This is a genomic window from Martinezella tropici, assembly GCF_003287875.1.
Lineage (GTDB): Bacteria > Pseudomonadota > Alphaproteobacteria > Rhizobiales > Rhizobiaceae > Rhizobium > Rhizobium tropici_C.
In genome coordinates this window covers 90,499-108,042 of record NZ_QMKK01000030.1, presented here as the reverse complement: position 1 = coordinate 108,042, position 17,544 = coordinate 90,499, and the positions used below count along the sequence as shown (strand labels likewise).

13 protein-coding genes and 2 pseudogenes are annotated in these 17,544 nt (G+C 59.4%); 11 read left to right on the top strand and 4 right to left on the bottom strand.

Translation table 11 applies throughout. From position 1 onward, the window contains the following. Positions 1–47: 47 nt before the first annotated feature. The 7 genes and pseudogenes from DQ393_RS12005 to DQ393_RS11975 form a co-directional block, all read left to right on the top strand. Complete coding sequence (locus DQ393_RS12005) at positions 48–851, top strand: MetQ/NlpA family ABC transporter substrate-binding protein (RefSeq protein WP_112342010.1); 804 nt, start codon at positions 48–50, stop codon at positions 849–851. Next, on the top strand, positions 839–1,990 hold the full coding sequence (locus tag DQ393_RS12000; protein ID WP_112342009.1) for a methionine ABC transporter ATP-binding protein: 1,152 nt from the start codon (positions 839–841) through the stop codon (positions 1,988–1,990). The genes DQ393_RS12005 and DQ393_RS12000 overlap by 13 nt, the downstream gene beginning before the upstream one ends. After that, positions 1,971–2,624 (top strand): methionine ABC transporter permease, encoded by a 654-nt coding sequence (locus DQ393_RS11995; RefSeq protein WP_112342008.1) that lies wholly within the window; start codon positions 1,971–1,973, stop codon positions 2,622–2,624. Before DQ393_RS12000 ends, DQ393_RS11995 begins: the two co-directional genes overlap by 20 nt. Positions 2,625–2,643: 19 nt before the next feature. Continuing rightward, entirely contained in the window at positions 2,644–3,888 is a 1,245-nt protein-coding gene (locus DQ393_RS11990) for an SfnB family sulfur acquisition oxidoreductase (protein ID WP_112342007.1), read from the top strand. Positions 3,889–3,895: 7 nt separating this feature from the next. Next, complete coding sequence (locus DQ393_RS11985; RefSeq protein ID WP_112342006.1) at positions 3,896–5,125, top strand: SfnB family sulfur acquisition oxidoreductase; 1,230 nt, start codon at positions 3,896–3,898, stop codon at positions 5,123–5,125. 25 nt (positions 5,126–5,150) lie between these two features. Beyond that, positions 5,151–6,506, top strand: coding sequence for an LLM class flavin-dependent oxidoreductase (locus DQ393_RS11980; RefSeq protein WP_281023998.1), 1,356 nt, complete (start codon positions 5,151–5,153; stop codon positions 6,504–6,506). 73 nt (positions 6,507–6,579) lie between these two features. Next, a pseudogene (locus DQ393_RS11975) lies at positions 6,580–6,705 on the top strand (IS630 family transposase); the annotation flags it as partial. Between the two features lie 150 nt (positions 6,706–6,855). On the opposite strand, the gene DQ393_RS11970 reads toward DQ393_RS11975, so the two are convergent. After that, complete coding sequence (locus DQ393_RS11970) at positions 6,856–7,221, bottom strand: ethanolamine utilization protein (protein WP_112342005.1); 366 nt, start codon at positions 7,219–7,221, stop codon at positions 6,856–6,858. Between the two features lie 174 nt (positions 7,222–7,395). Between DQ393_RS11970 and DQ393_RS11965 the strand changes: the two are divergent. From DQ393_RS11965 to DQ393_RS11950, 4 genes and pseudogenes are all read left to right on the top strand, one after another. Further along, positions 7,396–7,641 (top strand): annotated as a pseudogene (locus DQ393_RS11965) (DDE-type integrase/transposase/recombinase); the annotation flags it as partial. A 609-nt stretch (positions 7,642–8,250) separates the two neighbouring features. After that, complete coding sequence (locus DQ393_RS11960; protein ID WP_112342004.1) at positions 8,251–9,582, top strand: HlyD family efflux transporter periplasmic adaptor subunit; 1,332 nt, start codon at positions 8,251–8,253, stop codon at positions 9,580–9,582. 70 nt (positions 9,583–9,652) lie between these two features. After that, positions 9,653–11,617 carry a glycosyltransferase family 2 protein gene (locus tag DQ393_RS11955; RefSeq protein WP_112342113.1) on the top strand — a complete coding sequence of 655 codons (1,965 nt, stop codon included), beginning with the start codon at positions 9,653–9,655 and terminating at the stop codon, positions 11,615–11,617. A gap of 37 nt (positions 11,618–11,654) precedes the next feature. Then, a complete protein-coding gene (locus DQ393_RS11950; RefSeq protein WP_112342003.1) occupies positions 11,655–12,911 on the top strand; it encodes a hypothetical protein in 1,257 nt (418 codons plus the stop codon). Positions 12,912–12,986: 75 nt separating this feature from the next. Here DQ393_RS11950 and DQ393_RS11945 read toward each other — a convergent pair whose 3' ends face one another. The 3 genes from DQ393_RS11945 to DQ393_RS11930 all read right to left on the bottom strand — a co-directional run bounded on the left by DQ393_RS11945 (position 12,987) and on the right by DQ393_RS11930 (position 17,320). After that, entirely contained in the window at positions 12,987–13,157 is a 171-nt protein-coding gene (locus tag DQ393_RS11945) for a hypothetical protein (RefSeq protein WP_432422000.1), read from the bottom strand. A 77-nt stretch (positions 13,158–13,234) separates the two neighbouring features. Further along, on the bottom strand, positions 13,235–15,169 hold the full coding sequence (locus DQ393_RS11940) for a tetratricopeptide repeat protein (RefSeq protein WP_112342001.1): 1,935 nt from the start codon (positions 15,167–15,169) through the stop codon (positions 13,235–13,237). Positions 15,170–15,475: 306 nt separating this feature from the next. Continuing rightward, positions 15,476–17,320: a bifunctional diguanylate cyclase/phosphodiesterase gene (locus DQ393_RS11930; RefSeq protein WP_112341999.1), complete on the bottom strand. Its 1,845-nt coding sequence runs from the start codon at positions 17,318–17,320 to the stop codon at positions 15,476–15,478. Positions 17,321–17,544 lie beyond the last annotated feature (224 nt).

Here is a 17,544-nt window from a genome sequence, read left to right as displayed (position 1 = left end):
CTGCTTTCATGGACAATAGCTTCGGGCCAAATCAACTGGGGACATCCATGAGAAAGTATATTGCAGGAATCGTCGCGCTCGCGGCATTGACTTTGGCGGGCAGCGTCAGCGCCGAAACGATCAAGGTGGGCGTCGTCCCAGGGGTTTATGCCGACTCCATCGAGGCACTGGTTCCCGAAGCGAAGGCGAAGGGGCTCGACATCCAGGTCGTCGAATTCACCGACTGGACCACACCGAACATCGCCCTGCAGTCGGGTGACATCGACGTGAACTATTTCCAGCATCAGCCATTCCTGAACAATGCCATCAAGGAACGAGGATATGATTTCAAGAGCGCCGGCATCGGCGTGCTTGCAAATATCGGCCTCTATTCCCTCAAGCATAAGAGCTTCGACGAGATTCCGGACAAAGGCACCGTCGCGGTCGCCAACGATCCCGTGAACCAGGGACGTGGCCTTCTTCTCCTGCAGAAGGCGGGCCTCCTGAAGCTCAAGGATGGCGTTGGATTCAAGGGGACGCTTGACGACATCACCGACAATCCGAAGCACCTCACGTTCAAAGAGGTCGAAGGGCCGCAGCTCTCCCGCGTGACCGCAGACGTCGATCTCGCGCAGGGCTATCCGCACTTCATCGTCGCGTCGAAGGCGTTCAATCCGAGCTCGGGATTGCTCTATTCCGGCGTTGACGACAAGCAGTTCGCAATCGTCTTCGCAGTGCAGTCGGCGAAGGTCGACGATGCCGGCATCAAGGAACTGGTTGATCTCTATCAGAAATCGGACGCCGTGAAGGGCGCCATCGACAAGGCGTTCGCCTCGGACCCCAAGCTCTATACGCTGCCATGGGTACATTGAACGCAACGGCACGACGCTTGTCAGAGGCGGAAGGCGACAAGCCGGAGGCTCCGGCAATCGCACCAGTCCCGGTGGAGCGAGCTCTTCCGGGACAAAATGTCGGCACCGTCTCGTTTGCTGATGTCGAGAAGCGCTACAAGTCGTCGGCAGGCGAGGTGCACGCGCTTCGCGGCATTTCCATCGACGTGCCTGCCGGATCTATCTACGGCATCATCGGTCGGAGCGGCGCAGGCAAATCGAGCCTTCTTCGCACGATCAACCGTCTGGAACGGCCGACCGGCGGACGCGTGACGGTGGATGGCGTCGATGTCTCGTCGCTCGACGAAAACGGGCTTGTTGGGCTTCGCCGCAGGATCGGAATGATCTTCCAGCACTTCAATCTCTTGTCGTCGAAGTCCGTCTGGGGCAATGTCGCGTTCCCGCTGGTCGTTGCGGGCGTTCCGAAACGCCAAATCGAGGAGAGGGTCGCGGAGGTTCTGTCGCTCGTCGGGCTTGAGGGCAAGGAAAAGACCTACCCGTCACGGCTGTCTGGCGGACAGAAGCAGCGCGTTGGCATCGCGAGGGCACTGGTTCACCGACCGGAGATCCTGCTCTGCGACGAGGCCACGTCCGCACTTGATCCGGAAACGACTCTTTCGATACTTGCGCTTCTCAAGGACATCAACCGCCGGCTCGATCTGACGATCATTCTCATCACGCATGAGATGAGCGTCATCCGTGAGATCTGTGACCAGGTTCTGGTTCTCGACGAGGGAAGCGTTGCCGAAGCCGGCCCTGTCTGGCAAGTCTTCGGAAATCCGACCCATCCGGCAACGCGGGCATTGCTTCAACCATTGAACCGCGACATCCCCGAAGATGTCCAAAGTCGACTCCGCGCTCAGCCGGATCGGGAGGCGCGGCGGACGATCATGGAACTGTCTTATACTGGACAGGGCGGCTTGGAGCCAGATGTCGCAGCGATCGCCGATGCTCTTGGTGCGTCGACGCGGGTCCTGCAGAGTGCGCTCGACCGCATTCAGGGACATGTGAATGGTCGCTTGCTCATTTCCGTCAAGGGGGCGACAACGACGGTGCCGAAGGGTCTGGAAAATCTCGCTCATCAAGTCAGGATATTAGGTTATGTCGGCGATGATGTATGAACGCCTGTGGCAGGCGTTGCTCGACACGATTGTGATGGTCGGTGTCTCCTCGCTGATCGCCTTTGCGGCAGGCATTCCGCTTGCCGTATTTCTGGTGCTTGCCCAGCCCGGCGGGCTGATCGAGGCTCCGAAAACGCAGCGCGTGCTGGCAGCGATCATCAACGGCTTTCGCGCCACGCCGTTCATCGTGCTGCTCGTCGCGCTGCTGCCGCTCACCCGGCTGATCACGGGGACGACCATCGGGGTCTGGGCGGCTGCGGTGCCCTTGTCCATCAGTGCCACCCCATTCTTCGCCAGAATTGCCGAGGTCAGTCTTCGCGAAGTCGATCCCGGCCTCATCGAAGCGGCGCAGGCGATCGGGTGTCGGCGGTGGCACATCGTCCGGCATGTGCTGATTCCCGAAGCGCTGCCCAGCATCATCGGCGGTTTTACGATCACGCTCGTCAGCGTCATTGGCGCCTCTGCCATGGCGGGCGCGGTCGGTGCGGGTGGTTTGGGGGACATGGCCATCCGCTATGGCTACCAACGCTTCGATACGACCGTCATGGCGGCCGTGATCGTCGTGCTGATCGCGTTGGTCTGCCTGGTGCAATTTGCCGGTGACAGCGCTGTCCGCTATCTGCGCGCCCGATGATGTGGAAGTTCGATACGATATGACTGACCAGCGTTCGCATGCTCCCGACATGGTCGGACGTCGTCCATCGCCGCCCGCGCGGCCGCATCTCATCAGGGACGATCAGGAGGCCTTGGACGTCGCCGCGCGTTTGGCGGAGCGCTTCGTGGTCGGCGCCTCCGAGCGTGATGCCAAGAGGCTTCTGCCTTGGGCCGAGATCGGCGAGTACACGGCGAGCGGCTTGGGTGGGATCACCATCCCGAAGGCGTTCGGCGGGGCAGACGTGTCGAACGTCACACTGGCGAAGGTGTTCGAGATCCTCTGTAGCGCTGATCCTGCCCTCGGCCAGATCCCGCAGAACCAGTTTGGCGTGCTCGCACTGCTGAAGGACGTGGGCTCCGACGCACAGAAGGCTCGTATCTTTGGCGACGTCCTCAATAAAGGATTCCGCATAGGAAACGCGGGGCCGGAGAAGAAGACGAAGTCGGTCGCCGTCAGCACGACATTGTTGCGGTCGACGCCAGACGGCCTTCGACTGACCGGCCGTCGCTTTTATTCGACAGGGGCGATCTTCGCTCACTGGATACCCACCAGGGCGGTCGATGAAGAAGGACGAGCCGTCCAGGTTTGGGCCGCCTACGATGCGCCAGGAGTGACCGTCATCGACGACTGGTCGTCGTTCGGGCAGCGCACGACGGCCAGCGGCTCCGTCGAATTCGCCGACGTCCCGATCGACCCGGAACTCGTCTTCCCCGTCTGGTCCTATGCCGATTGTCCTGGGCTTGCCGGACCGATCTCGCAGCTCGTGCAGGCTTCCATCGATTCGGGAATCGCAGCGGCGGCCATCGGCGATGCCATTGCCTTCGTGCGTGATCGCGCAAGACCATGGGTCGACTCCGGCGTCTCCTCGGCGATCGACGATCCGACCATCATTCACTCAGTCGGCAGTCTCTACACGGATCTCCACGCGGCGCAGGCGGTGCTTTACGAGGCTGCTGAGACGATCGACCGTATTGCAAGAGACAAAGTCACGGACGCCTCGAGCGCTATGGCGTCCGTCGCGGTCGCCGAGGCGAAGATACTCACAACAGAGATCGCGCTCGCCGCGACCGAGCAGGTTTTCGACCTCGCGGGTTCGTCCGCGACGCGGGAGGCGCATAATCTTGGTCGTCACTGGCGAAACGCGCGTGTCCATACGCTCCACGATCCCGTCCGATGGAAATACCACCTTATCGGCAAGTACGAACTGACCGGCGCTTACCCCGCCAGACACCAGTGGAATTGAGGCGCCGATGACGAACGCAGCATCTGTATCTTCCGTAGCGCCCAGCCCACGACGCCCTGCGTCCATTGCCGGCGATGAAGAGGCGATCGAAGTGGCAACCCTGCTTGCTGACGAGTTCGCGGTCGGCGCGTCGGATCGCGACCGCGACCGGTTGCTGCCATGGAACGAGCTGGAGGCGTTCACCGCCAGCGGCCTCTGGGGTATCACCGTGCCCCGGGCTTATGGCGGGCCGGGTGTCAGCAACCGAACCCTCGCACAGGTCATCGCCATCATCGGCGCGGCCGACGGTTCGCTCTCGCAGATCCCGCAGAATCATTACTACGCGCTCGAGGTGCTTCGGGTCGGCGGCAGCGAGGAGCAGAAGCGCTTCTTCTATGACCGTGTTCTTGAAGGAGACCGGTTCGGCAACGCTCTTGCGGAAGTCGGACAGCGTGACTTCACGCGCCGTACAAGGCTGGTAGGTGACGGCAGCGGCGCCTTCGTCGAGGGACGCAAGTTCTACTGCACAGGTGCGCTCTATGCGCACTGGATTCCGACTCTGGCCGTTGCGGATGAAGACGGAAAGCGGACGAGTTATCTGGTCTTCATTCCTCGGAACGCCCCCGGCGTCACCATCACCGACGACTGGGACGGCTTCGGCCAGCGCGTCACCGGCAGCGGTTCGGTGGAATTCGAGCATGTGCAGGTCGAACCTGAGTGGATCGTCCCGTTCCAGGCGTCGTTCGACCGACCGACGACGATCGGTCCGCAGGCACAGCTCATGCATGCCGCGATCGATCTCGGGATCGGGCAAGGCGCCTATCGCGAGATGCTCCGGTTCATCAAGGAGCGGTCGCGCCCGTGGATCGACGCCAAGGTCGAGCGGGCCGTCGACGACCCTCTGACGCTCTACGGCGTCGGCGAAGTCAAGTTGCGGCTTCGTGCTGCTGAGGCCCTGCTCGGGCGGGCTGCGGCACTCGTCGACGCCGCACAACGCGATATGACGGAAGAGACTGTCGCAGCAGCATCGATCGCGGTCGCGGAGGCGAAGATCCTGTCGACGAAGGCGGGACTGCTGGCCGGGACCAAGCTGTTCGAACTCTCGGGAACGTCATCTACCCTCTCGGAAGACAACCTCGATCGCTACTGGCGCAACGTGCGAACCCACACCCTGCACGACCCGGTTCGCTGGAAGTATCAGGCGATCGGAAGCTACTATCTGGGCGGAAAGCTACCGCCGCGCCACGGCGCAATCTGAAAACAGACTGAGGCGGAGAGACACCTTGCCTGGAAAAAAGCAGATCCTGCTGAATGCATTCAACATGAACTCCGTCGGCCACATCAATCACGGCCTGTGGGCTCATCCACGCGATCAGTCGCACCGCTACAAGACGCTCGACTACTGGACGTCGCTTGCCCAGACACTGGAACGCGGCCTGTTCGACGGCGTTTTTCTCGCCGATATCATCGGCGTCTACGACATATACCAGGATTCGACCGATCTGACGGTAAGGGAGTCGATCCAGCTACCGGTGAACGATCCTCTCTTGCTGGTCTCGGCCATGGCCGCCGCGACGAAGGACTTGGGCTTTGGCGTCACCGTAAACGTCAACTCCGACGCGCCCTATCTCTTCGCCAGGCGCATGTCGACGCTCGACCACCTGACGGACGGCAGGGTTGGATGGAACATCGTGACCGGCTATCTCGACAGTGCGGCAAGAGCGCTCGGCCAAGACGCACAGGCCGAGCACGACAGTCGCTACGACAGAGCCGACGAGTATCTGGAGGTGCTCTACAAGCTTTGGGAGGGCAGCTGGGACGACAATGCGGTGTTACTCGACAAAGACAACCGCATATTCGCGGATCCCGGCAAGATCCGGCCGATAACGCATGACGGCGCATTTTATCGATCGCATGGCTACCACCTGAGTGAGCCGTCTCGGCAGAGGACGCCGGTTCTCTACCAGGCAGGCACATCGGGCAGGGGACGCCAGTTCGCAGCCCGACACGCCGAGTGCGTCTTCATCACGGCAACGGACAAGGCTGCCGCCCGAACCGCCGCCAGGGCACTTCGTCAAGAAGCCGTCGACGTCGGGCGACGCCCCGACGATATCAAGATCTTCGTCGGGGCGACTGTCGTTACGGGTGCGACACAGAGGGAAGCCGAAGACAGGCACGCCGAATATCTTCGGTATGCGAATCCGGAGGCTGGCCTTGCCCATTTCTCGGCGAGCACAGGGATCGACTTTTCCAAATACGATCTCGACGAGCAGATCGTCTACGGGACGTCCAACGCCATTCAGTCGGCGACCCAGCTTGCCAAGCAGCGCGGCTGGACGAAACGTCAGCTTCTCGCCGAACTCGCCATCGGTGGCCGCTATCCGGCGATCGTCGGCGACGGCTCGAAAATCGCTGACGAGCTGGGAGCATGGATCGAGGAAGGGGAGATCGATGGGTTCAATCTGACCCGGACAGTCGTTCCTGAGAGTTATGAAGACTTTGTCGAACATGTGGTGCCTGCCTTGCAGGATCGAGGCCTCTATAAGACCCATTATGCTGACGGCTCTTTACGACAAAAAATCTTCGGCGAAGGCGACAGGCTACCAAGCCGCCATCCCGCCAACATCTATCGCGCATAACGGTAGCGACCGATCGGCTTCCTGATGGTGAGACGAAGAAGCCGTCGATCCAGCGAATCGATGGCCGCCGAACGGACTGAGCACGAAAATATCTCGGCTGCGCGGCCGGTCTCTATGCGGAGAACGTTGCCGTCAGCGATTGCGCACGGGCATTGGAAGACCGCAACCTTCACCGGCTCGCTCAGGCTTTCCGGTATAGCTGTTCCACCGGCCAACCAAGGCGTTTGCCGTCAGCGAACGGATGTCGTCAGACGCTCAGTGACAACACGGACGACCTCTGCCGCCGGCTCCATATCATCCGGAGACCCCGAAAATCATCCATGCGGAATCGCCCGGCCGATCAGCCAAGTCATGTTGGGCTCGATGTGGGTTCCGGCTGCTGCCAATGAGGATATGTCACATAGGCGGTTACGGCACCGCTCTCATGCGAGCGAATGGTCACCTTGTCGCCTTTCTGCATTGCAATGATCTCGCCTGGCCCAGCTGTCAGCGATCGATGCGTGTCTGACACAGTTATACTTCCTTTCAGGACAATCATCGTGTCGTGTACGGCCATGGTTTCTTCGAGAACTTGATTTGGCCCGTAGCGCCCGAACCCGATGGTGACTGGCCCGCCGTGGCGCTGGTCGAGCAGGTTGCCGGTGAAAATGTCACCTTCCTGTCCCGGCGAGCGTTCAAACACCGCATCGGCAATGGCGAATTTGTAAATGGTCATGGATTGTCTCCTGAAGATTGGAACCGGGCGCGAGATGGGTCGATAGAGATTCTTCGAGCTTTGCACATAGGCGTCAAAACGAACTCAGCCGTTATTTGTTCGCTATCGCGCGGTCGCGAAGGGCGCGGGGGGTGATGCCGTGAACAGCGCGCTCCGCTTGCCGCGACACAGCGTGTCAGACTGCTGAACAAGCAAGACTCGTCGCCGACGCCTCGTCATCGACAAACTGCGCTCATACGGAGCGGCAAGGCGGGACTTGATGCCTACCGTCGAACATCGATCACACATGGGCCCGAACAATCGTGCGGAAAATCCCCATCTGCCGCCGAGAAAACGAGAGCGGGTGATGCAGGGATTCCGATCGGTCGGCAGCCTGCAACGTTGCATCTCTGTTTTTCCGCTATCCGAAATCTCTTGGTCCGGAGCTTACCGATCCGATCATCCTTTTGGAGTAGTGCCGGAAGCGGAAGGCGTATATGCGGGAGGGTGCCGCGTTTCATCTACCTCTTTATGATGAGTTTCGAAGCCGCAGATCATACGATGGTAGCATTCAGCGAAATAAATGATCGCATAACTTGCGAGTGGCCGGTTTCGCCGAGGTCCGAGAAGCCGAAGATGCACAAATAATGCCACATATTTCACGTGTATGCGACGGGCTTCGATTCTTGCCGCAGTAGGTATAACGGCTGCTATTATAGTGGGATGGAGGCAGAGGCTGATCCCAATTCGGAGATGGCTCCTTCGGATTGCTGGTCAATTATTGGGCACCTGCGGACCACCCGTAGCACAATCTTAGCGATATTGCGACGCACAAAAAACCGTGCAACGATCCATGCATTCTTTCGGGAGGAAGAATATAGCGCATTCATCAAAGGATCTATGGCTATGTTTTCCTTTCGAAAAAGCAAAGATGGCGGAAATAATGATACATCGGTAAGATTGGCTTCTTACGCTGTACTTGGTGTCATGGGGACAGTATTTGCCTCATCCGCATTCCCTCCACTCTTCACGTCGACTTCTACTCGCGCTGTGATCAACGCACCGCTCGTGCCGCTGACAACGCCGATCAGTGGCAAGGTGACCTCGCTCGGCGCGGCCGGCGAAATAACGGTCGAGAACGATCGCGTCGACAATTCGACCTTGATCGGCCTGAAGGTTCAGCTGGCAGCGCTGCGCAACGAAATGGAACAGAAGAATTCGATCGTCGGCGACTATGCCCAGCGTATCGGCGATCTTGAAAGCGACCTTTCAGGCCAGCAGGCGGCACTCCTCGTCAGGATTACTGCGGATCTCAAGGCCGCCGAGGCGGCTCTGGAGATGGTGACCTACTCTTCCCGCATCGCGAAAGCCGAGGCGGCGCGCAAGCTCAGGCTCATGGCTCGGGGGATTGCCGCCGGCAGCGAAGCCGAGGTCGCCGATATGGTTCGTCTGGAGGACACCAAGCTCGAAGCCGCCAAGCTCGCCGTCGCCAAGCTTGCCTCGGAACTCGATTTTGCCCGCCAGGGTGTCTATGTCGGCGCCGACCTGCAGTCGCTGCAAAATCTGCAGCAGGAAATCCGCACGCGCAAGGCCGACCTCCTGCAGCTCAAGTTGCAGATTGCGACGATGCGCACGAAGGAGACCGAGCTCGGCTCGCTGGTGGCGACGGAGGCGTTGCGGGTCGACAGACTGGCGCGGGCCGATTTGCACGTTCCCTCGACGAGCCAGCTTTACAAGCCGGTGGCTGCTTCCGGACGCGAGGTCACGGCCGGCGACACGCTCGCGGAAACGCTCGATTGCCGCGACGCCTTTGTCGTCGCAATCTTTTCCGAGCGGCAGGCGCAAGCCCTCGCCGTGGGATCGAGGGTTGATGTCAATGCCGAAGGCTGGGCGCAAGCGGCAAGCGGCGTCGTAGAGCGGCTGGTTCCTCGCACGACCGACAGGGTGGATCTCGATTATGCCGTTCCTTTCCCGCCGACGGAGCGTCGCGAACTCTATGCATACATCCGGCTGACAGAGACCGGCACGGCAGACTTGCGAGATGGCCGGTTCTGCTCCGTGGGCACGTGGGTCGACGTGACGATGCCCCAGGAATGGCTTCAGAAAACGCAGCATTATATACGCGAGGCATCGACCTCGCTCATCGGCATAGCCCAGGCATCCGCCGCGCAATGGCCCTCCGCCGCCGAAACGGAACTGACCGGGCTCGTCCGGCGATCGGCCGAACGCTTCGGTGCGCTGAATCCGGAGGGGCGCGTTACAAAGGGGCCTCGGGACGTGCGCGTCAGCTGGGGAATCCTCTATCCCCAGCCCCGGCGCGCCGATGTGCATGCCGTCGAGCTCCTCAATGAGCGAATGAGAGCTGCGCCGGTGAAAAGCTGACGCAAGCCGCCGCAGTGCCCGGTAGCCCGTGACGGATCGCATCCAGGCTGAGGTCAGGGAGAAACGGATCGTGTTCTTTAGTTCCGACGACGATTTATTCAGCGTTCTGATCTTCGATCTCGTCATCGCCGCTTGCGCGATGCTGTTCGCAATGCTCGCGAACCCGAAGAGGCCGTTCGAGCGGGCGGCATTCAGTCTGCTCATGCTCTTGTCGCTCGGGCTCTACCTTTCGTGGCGCGCCCTGGACACGCTTCCGCCTTTCGAGCTTTCTGCCGAAGTGCTCTGGAACTATGTTTACTTCCTCTTCGAGGCGGTGTCGGTGCTTTACGCCATCGGTTCGATCCTGATCCTTCTGAGAACGACCGACTGGACGAAGGAGGCCGATCGCGGTGAAAAGGAACTGGCGGTCATGGCGGACATCCCTTCCGTCGACGTGTTCATCTGCACCTATAACGAGCCGCTGAATGTCCTGGAAAAATCGGTCATATCCGCCCAGGCGATGAGCTACCGCAGGCTTCGGGTTTTCGTCTGCGACGACACCCGTCGCCCGGAAGTGCGCGACTATTGCGCACGCGTCGGTGTGAATTACCTGACGCGCCCGGATAACAAGCATGCCAAGGCCGGCAATCTGAACAATGCCTTGAACCATACGAACGCACTCGCCGAGATTTCCGATTTCATCATGGTTCTCGATGCGGATTTCGCCCCTCAGGCAAATTTCCTGAATCGCGTCATCGGTCTTTTCAGGGACGGGAAGGTCGCCGTTGTGCAGACGCCGCAATTTTATTTCAACAGCGATCCGATCCAGCACAATCTCGGCATCCGGCGCTCCTTCGTCGATGACCAGCGCGTCTTCTTCGACACGTTCCAGCCGGCCAAGGATGCCGTGGGATGCGCGTTCTGCGTCGGCACCAGCTTCGTAGTGCGCCGTGCCGCCGTCAACGAGATCGGCGGCTTTCCGCATGATGCGCTGTCCGAGGACATGCTGCTCACCTACCGGCTGATGGAGCGGGGCTATGTGACGCGCTGGCTGAACGAGAAGTTGAGCGTCGGCCTGTCGGCCGAAGGCATTCCCGAATATATTACGCAAAGGACCCGCTGGTGCCTCGGCACAATCCAGATCGGCCTGCTGCGCAACGGGCCGCTCTGGCGCGGCAATTTCACGCTCGTGCAGCGTCTGCATTATGTGCACGGGCTGTTCTGCTGGCTGTCGAAGCCTTTCATCCTCTGCCTTTTGCTGGCGCCGTCCGTCTATTGGCTGACGGGAGTTTCTGCGCTGCAAGCCGATGAACTGCTTTTCATGAAATACGGCCTCAGCTCGCTCTTCCTGTTCTGGACCTATTCGACGTGGATCTCCGAAAGGCGCACGCTGCCGCTCTTCACCGAGGTCACCCATGCCCTGACGGCCGTGCCGATCACGATCACCTTGTTCCAGGCGATCCGCAAACCGTTTGGCCGCCCTTTCAAAGTGACGGAGAAGGGAGGGGACAGGTCCACGATCCGCGTCCACCGCCCGACGGCGCTGTTTTTCGGCTTCGTAGCGGCCATGTCGGCGCTGTCTGTCGTCAGGGTCGTCTATGGTTGGGATGCGCCCGCCGAATTTTCCGCACGCGAGTGCCTCAATCTCGTCTGGTCGTCAGTGGCGATGATCATTGCGTTCACGAGCCTGCTTTGCTGCATCGAGCTGCCGCGTTTCGGCCAGGAGGAGCCGATCGAAGTCAGGATTGGCGGGAGGCACCGGGCCAACGGACAGATCGGTGACGTGACGATAATGGCCCTGTCCACAGAAGGCGCGACGCTGGCTGAGCATGGCCCGGCTGGTGCAAAGGACGAGGCGGTGTTCATCCCGGAAATCGGCTGGATTCCCTCCGCAGCCAGAGCGACGCCATCGTCGACGGCCTTCTGCCTTATGCCGACGCCGGAGCAGCACAATGCCATCCTGCGACTGCTTTTCAGGAGCGCGCCTGACAACGTCGCGGAACGGGGCGACTTGCGCAAATCGATGCAGATGCTCTTGTCGCGCGCCTTCTCTTGAGGGTGCGCACGGCAATTCGAGGGACCCGGGGTGATATATGCGAAGCTCTATCAGGGCCTTTCTGACCGCCGCCGTCCTCGCATACTGGATACACGCGGCCTGGGCCGGCAAGGAACGGCATGTTCAACTCGCCGCCAGGCTTTGCGCCGGTCTCGTTGCGCATATGAGCGGCGAGCCGGCGCAACCTTTCGTCTTCCGCAGCTACGAACCGCCGGACAATGCTTCGCCGCTCCATCCTGCGCTTGAAAATGCCGGCTTCACCTATGACAACGCACTGGCGGTGATGGCGCTATATGCCTGCGGCCGAAAACCGGAAGCGGGCCGCGTCGCCGATGCCCTGGTGCTCGCTCTGAAGGCGGATCGATTTTATCACGACGGACGGCTGCGAAACGCCTATCGCGCCGGCCCGGTTCAAGATAACGGCAGCATGCTGCTTCCGGGCTATTGGAGCTCCGTCAGCAAGTCCTGGATTGAAGACGATTACCAGGTCGGCAGCGCGACGGGCAGCACGGCCTGGGGCGCGCTGGCACTGCTGACCGCCTACGAGCAGACCGGCCGAGCGCCCTATCTGGATGCCGCCCGAACGATCATGAACTGGATCCATCGCAGCACCGCAGATCCGCAGGCGCCTGGCTATTTCGGGGGCTTCTTCGGCCAGGAGCCCTCAGAACGCATAGGCTGGAAATCCACGGAACATAATCTCGATGTCTATGCGGCGGATCGCTGGCTTGCCGCGCTCGATCCCATGGGCGGCTGGACGCATCACGCCGAGAAAGCGCACGCGTTTCTGGAGGCCATGTGGGATTTCGACGACGGCCGCTTTTTCGTCGGCAGTCTGCCCGACAGCGACGCGCCGAATACGTCAATGTCGGGTCTCGACGCAGAACTGTGGCCGCTCATCGCCGTGCCGGCCTATGCGTTCAGGCGCGCGCGGGTCCTGGAATGGACGAAACGCAATCATGGCGTTGATGGTGGTTTCGACTTCAACAATGACCGCGATGGCATCTGGCTTGAGGGCACTGCCCAGGCCGCCCTCGTGTTTCGTCTGAGCGGCAGGGCGGAAGAGGCCGAACCTTTGTTCGAAACGATTTCCAGGCAAATTGCCCCCGACGGGCTGCTCTATGCCACTGTCAACGCTGAGCTGTCGACCGGCTTGAAGGTTGGGCCGGACTCCGCGTCCGTTGATTTCAAGTATTTCCGCCTTCCCCATGTCGGAGCGACGGCATGGGCCGTGCTTGCCGCGCTGAAGCGCAATCCTTTCATAAGTGCGGCCGGTCAGTCGGCAAGCCCTTAGAGTTTCCCGGAAACACAGCCAGCAAATTGATTGCCGATGGCGCAAACCGCGCCGCCGTCGACATGTTGATAGCGGCTAGCCTTCGAGGAAACCGCCGGCAACAGCTTTGGTGCTGCTCACGCCGACTGCGAGATTGACATTCTTCACGATCACTGCGCCGCCGGCGCGGAGATCGTCTGCTTCCTTGAGCGCGCCAGAGACAGGTGTCTGCAACGGGGTAATCGTTCCCGCATCGATGTCAGCCACCCATAAACCCTTTTCGTCTGGAAGTCCGATAACAACAATTCGCGCCATAAGTCTGTCTTCCTTTTTGCTTTGGTGTTTCAAAATCCTGCCTTGCGTAGCCCTTCGCGGTACAGGTCTTTCTGCCACTGTTCCTTCAGCACGATCATGGACAGCCATTTGTCCACATCGAAATCGGGAATGGTCGCTCTTACATTGCGAACGAAGGATCGTGCTTTTTTCATATCGCCGAGCATTGCCCAGCAGGCGGCCGACAGCCGATCGGCCAGGCCGCTGTCATGCATCATGGCGATATAGGACAATGCCGTCTCGAATTGGTAGAGACAATAGTTGGCGCCGGCGGCCGTCCAGAGATAGGTATCGGGAGCCAATGGATTGAGATCAATTGCATTGGCGATCTTTTTCAGCGCATCGGCCGGCCGTGAGGCATGCACCAGCGTATCGGCGTAATCCGCGATGATGTCAGCGTAATGAGGGCTAAGGGTTTCGGCAAGATTCAGCGCGTTGACACTCTCGTCGATATCGCCCTGCGCCAGCTTTACGATTCCCAGTTCGCGGTACCCGCCCGCAAGATCCTCACCAGCGGAAATCGCCTTGGTGGAAAACTCCGCAGCCGAGGCCAACAGCTGCTCGTCACCTCGCATCGTCAGCAGCCATTCCTTGGTATAGGTGCGCGCTAGGCCGCTGAGCGCCGGCGCGAAGTGTGGGTTCTTCTGTAACGCGGCGCGGAATTCCCGCCGCGCCCTGCGCAAATTGGGCAGGGTCAGTTCCTTCAGATGGCGCTGTCCCACGAGATAGCTGTGATAGGCATCGGGGCTTGCTTCGTAATAGGCGCGCGACAGACTATCGCGCTCGATGTGAGAGGCAACGATCACCGCAATTCGCTTCGAGAGTTCGCGCCTATGTAGCGTAAGATTCGACGAATCGAGGCTGAAGCGTTCGGCCCAGATGATCTCGTCATTGGCAAAGAAGATCAGCTGCGCGAAGAGCGATACCTCCTGGCCGTAGCTGATACGGGTATCCAGTATGTAGGAGATACCATGCCGCTCGAAGACCGCCGCCTTGTTTGGATCGCGGGAAAACTGTCCGGCGGTGTGCGGGGCAACCACCCGAACGCTCTTCAGGCTGCAAAAGCCGATGGTGATATCCTCGATCAATGAAGCGGCGACAAGCGTTGCGACGATACTCTCGCTGTCGTTCTGCGGCGGCAGCAATGCCAACCGCGGCGCATCCAGTTTTCGCTCGCCATAGGGCGGGACGACGGGCAGAGGACGTGCCAGAAGCGAATCGCGGGCTTGCGCAAACTGCTTGTTGAACATGCGACTGGCGAGTTGCAGGGAGAGCGGTTCCGTCTCGGTATCCGAACGGACAGCACGTGCGTTGGCGGCAAAGGGCAGAGCCGATCCATCCTGTGGGCCATCGTGAACACCCGACTCGAGAAGAAACGCCTGCACCTCCTCGTCGTGCGGATGCAGCCGGAAGACCTGAAGGGCCAGCTTGCGGATCGTCATGTCCGCCTCCGCCGCGGATATCGTCGCCAATGCCCGCTTGAAGACGCGCAAAAACTGATGGGAAATGGCTTCGCGCTTCTGTTCCACCCAGACATCGAGCAGCGTATTGACCGGCTCGAAACCTTCTAAAAAGTCGCCCTTCACGGCCTCGGCCAAGCGATACAGTGTCTGCACGGGCTCATTGTTCTCCGCGATGTCGAACAATGACAGATCTGAGGTCAGGGTTTCGACCTCAACGCGGACGGTTGTTGGCGTAAAGGTCAGAAAGTCGACGCCAAGTTCGCGCTGACGGCTTTTGATGCGGGCGATGGTTTGGCGCATATTGGCCAGCAGTCCGGCGCGGTCTTCACCGCTCCATAGCAAGGTCGCAATATCGGTTCGGCTGGCCTCGAACTGTTTGGTATCGAGCAGATAGCATATCGCCAACAAGCCTTTGTCTGGAAACGACAGATCGCCAAGATCGTTCGTGAGGTGAAGGCGACCAAATGTGTGAAGATTGAACAAGGGTTCCCGTTCCGCCTGTGCATGATGAAAAATGACCCAGGGTCCCACATTGCAACCTGCGCGATCCCAAGTCTGCACAGATTGATATCATGGATGAATCTCATCAAGAGCAAATCGTTCGCTGCCGTCGCAGAAAATTCGTCCATTCACCGGGATGATGAGCGGCCAGGGGATGATTTGCTCGAAACGATCAGCGGTCAGGAAACACGGCTTGCAGATAGCCCGCCGAGATCATCGCCCACATCGTGCGGCTCTGTTTCCGTTCTTCTTTGAGCCTGCGGAAATCGAAGACTTGCTGGCGGTCTTTCAGCTGCCGAGCGCGTGTTGATCGGTCATGTACCTTGCCCGCTTCGCCATGCCAGCCCGTAATCGCTCCGTGGTTTTATGACGATCGGCGGCGCGACCGAACAAATACCCTTGTGCAAATGAACATCCCAAACGCGCGAGATTGCGTGCTTGTTTGGTAGTCTCCACACCTTCCGCCACTATCCGTACGCCGAGCCCGGTCGCCATATCAAGCAGAGCCTTGATTATGGTTTCGCCACGGTCATCCGATATTCGGTCTACAAAACTTTTATCGATCTTGATCACATCCACGGGGAACTCGAGGAGGTGGGTCAGAGACGCGTAGCCCGTTCCGAAGTCATCCAAAGCTGCCAGTAATCCTGCAGTGCGCAGTTCCTCGATTGCCTGAGCGACGTAGCGGTTCCTTTCATCCATGTAGACCGATTCAGTAACCTCGATCACGATGGATTTAAGCGGGACGTTGTGAGGAGAAAATATGCCTTTGACGCGCGCGCATAGATTTCTTTGGTCGAAATCCGCCATGGAGACATTCACGCTGACAAATTGAGGCAGAATTGCCTCATCGAGCCAATATCTCACGTCACTGGCAACCTGCTCCAGCATCCGCTCCGTCAACAGATATCCCATGGAAATATCCTGCAGCGCGTCCATGAACATACCACCCGAGATAATGTCTCCCTCTCTTGTGCGAACGCGGCAAAGAGCTTCCAGGCCTACGATTTCTCGCGTATCCAGTCTGACGATCGGCTGATAGTGCGCCTCAATCCGATCTTCAGCCAATGCGCTTCTCACGGATTGCAGGGTCCGAAACCGCTGCATAAGGGCCGCGGCGAGGTCCTCTGTGTAAAGGCTGAAGCTTCCGCGCGCCGTCTGCTTGGCATGTTGCAGCGCCAGATTTGCCTGCTGCAGAAAAGTTGGCACATCAGGCAGCCGGGACGCGTCCGATACCGCACCACCACAGCTCACGGAAATTGGAGTGTCATGCTCCCCGGCCCAGTCTGATCGCTGCTCCATCGAGCGCAAAATCTCCCCGGAAATCCTCGAGAGCTCTGCATCCGGGTTTTCTTTAATGACGATCGCGAACTCATCCGCATCCACTCTGAAGACGGCCTCGGGCCCACAGATCGCTGCGATCATACGGGCGACTTGAATGATCAACTTATCTCCAGCCGCATGGCCAAAGGCGTCGTTCAGCCGACCGAGATGATCGATGTCCACCAACAGGATTGCCATGGGTCCGGCGGCACGATCCGCTACAGTCTCAAGCGTTCTCAGGAAGTTGGCGCGATTGCCAAGTCCGGTGAGCGGATCGAAATAGGCCAGACGTTGATTTTCGGCCTTTATATGCTCGCGCTCCAATACCAGCGAACAAAGATCGACGCATTCAGCGACAATCATTTGTTCCTCCTGGCTGGGCCCTCGATTCTGCTTGTAGTAAAATCCAAAGGCTCCGAGCACGCGGCCATCGCTTTGGAGGATGGGGCTTGACCAACAAGCTTTGACGCCGTGCTCGCTTGCAAGAATATCGGCAAGCGCTCGATAGGGAGCCCAAAGCGGATCGGAAAAGATATCCTTGACTGCAATCGGACGGCGCACAAAAGCAGCCGTACCGCACGAGCCGACGCCTGGTCCGATTTTTATTCCATCGAGAGCGTCGCAGTAGTTTTTGGATATGCTGTTCCCGGCAAGCGGATGCAAAAAGCCGTGGTGGTCAACGGTGACAATCGAACAGAGCACACCGGGAGCGAGTCGTTCAGCATGAGCGCAGATGTAGTTCCCGGCCTCCACGACCGAGGCTCCACGCGCCAACATATCCAAAATCTCCCTCTGAAGCTTTTCCGGCATCGTGGTTCCCGTCGATTTATCACTCTTTCCAAAAATCAGCTTTGTGAATGAAATTCAAATAGATCGATGCCTTTGGGATCTCTTTCGAGAACTACGGTTTACCAATGCTTCCCAAAGCAGACCGCTCTGCAGGCCGATTCTGTGCTATGCCATTGTGGTGTGACAGGGCACGCTTCCGCGCGACTTTTGTTGGATTCATGAGCCGGTCGGGGTTGTCCCATAAA

What these genes read in the sequence shown, in the direction of transcription:
- DQ393_RS12005 (WP_112342010.1), top strand. Translation starts at nt 48, where the DNA reads ATGAGAAAGTATATTGCAGGAATCGTCGCGCTCGCGGCATTGACTTTG.
- DQ393_RS12000 (WP_112342009.1), top strand. Translation starts at nt 839, where the DNA reads ATGGGTACATTGAACGCAACGGCACGACGCTTGTCAGAGGCGGAAGGC.
- DQ393_RS11995 (WP_112342008.1), top strand. Translation starts at nt 1,971, where the DNA reads ATGTCGGCGATGATGTATGAACGCCTGTGGCAGGCGTTGCTCGACACG.
- DQ393_RS11990 (WP_112342007.1), top strand. Translation starts at nt 2,644, where the DNA reads ATGACTGACCAGCGTTCGCATGCTCCCGACATGGTCGGACGTCGTCCA.
- DQ393_RS11985 (WP_112342006.1), top strand. Translation starts at nt 3,896, where the DNA reads ATGACGAACGCAGCATCTGTATCTTCCGTAGCGCCCAGCCCACGACGC.
- DQ393_RS11970 (WP_112342005.1), bottom strand. Translation starts at nt 7,221, where the DNA reads ATGACCATTTACAAATTCGCCATTGCCGATGCGGTGTTTGAACGCTCG.
- DQ393_RS11950 (WP_112342003.1), top strand. Translation starts at nt 11,655, where the DNA reads ATGCGAAGCTCTATCAGGGCCTTTCTGACCGCCGCCGTCCTCGCATAC.
- DQ393_RS11930 (WP_112341999.1), bottom strand. Translation starts at nt 17,320, where the DNA reads ATGCCGGAAAAGCTTCAGAGGGAGATTTTGGATATGTTGGCGCGTGGA.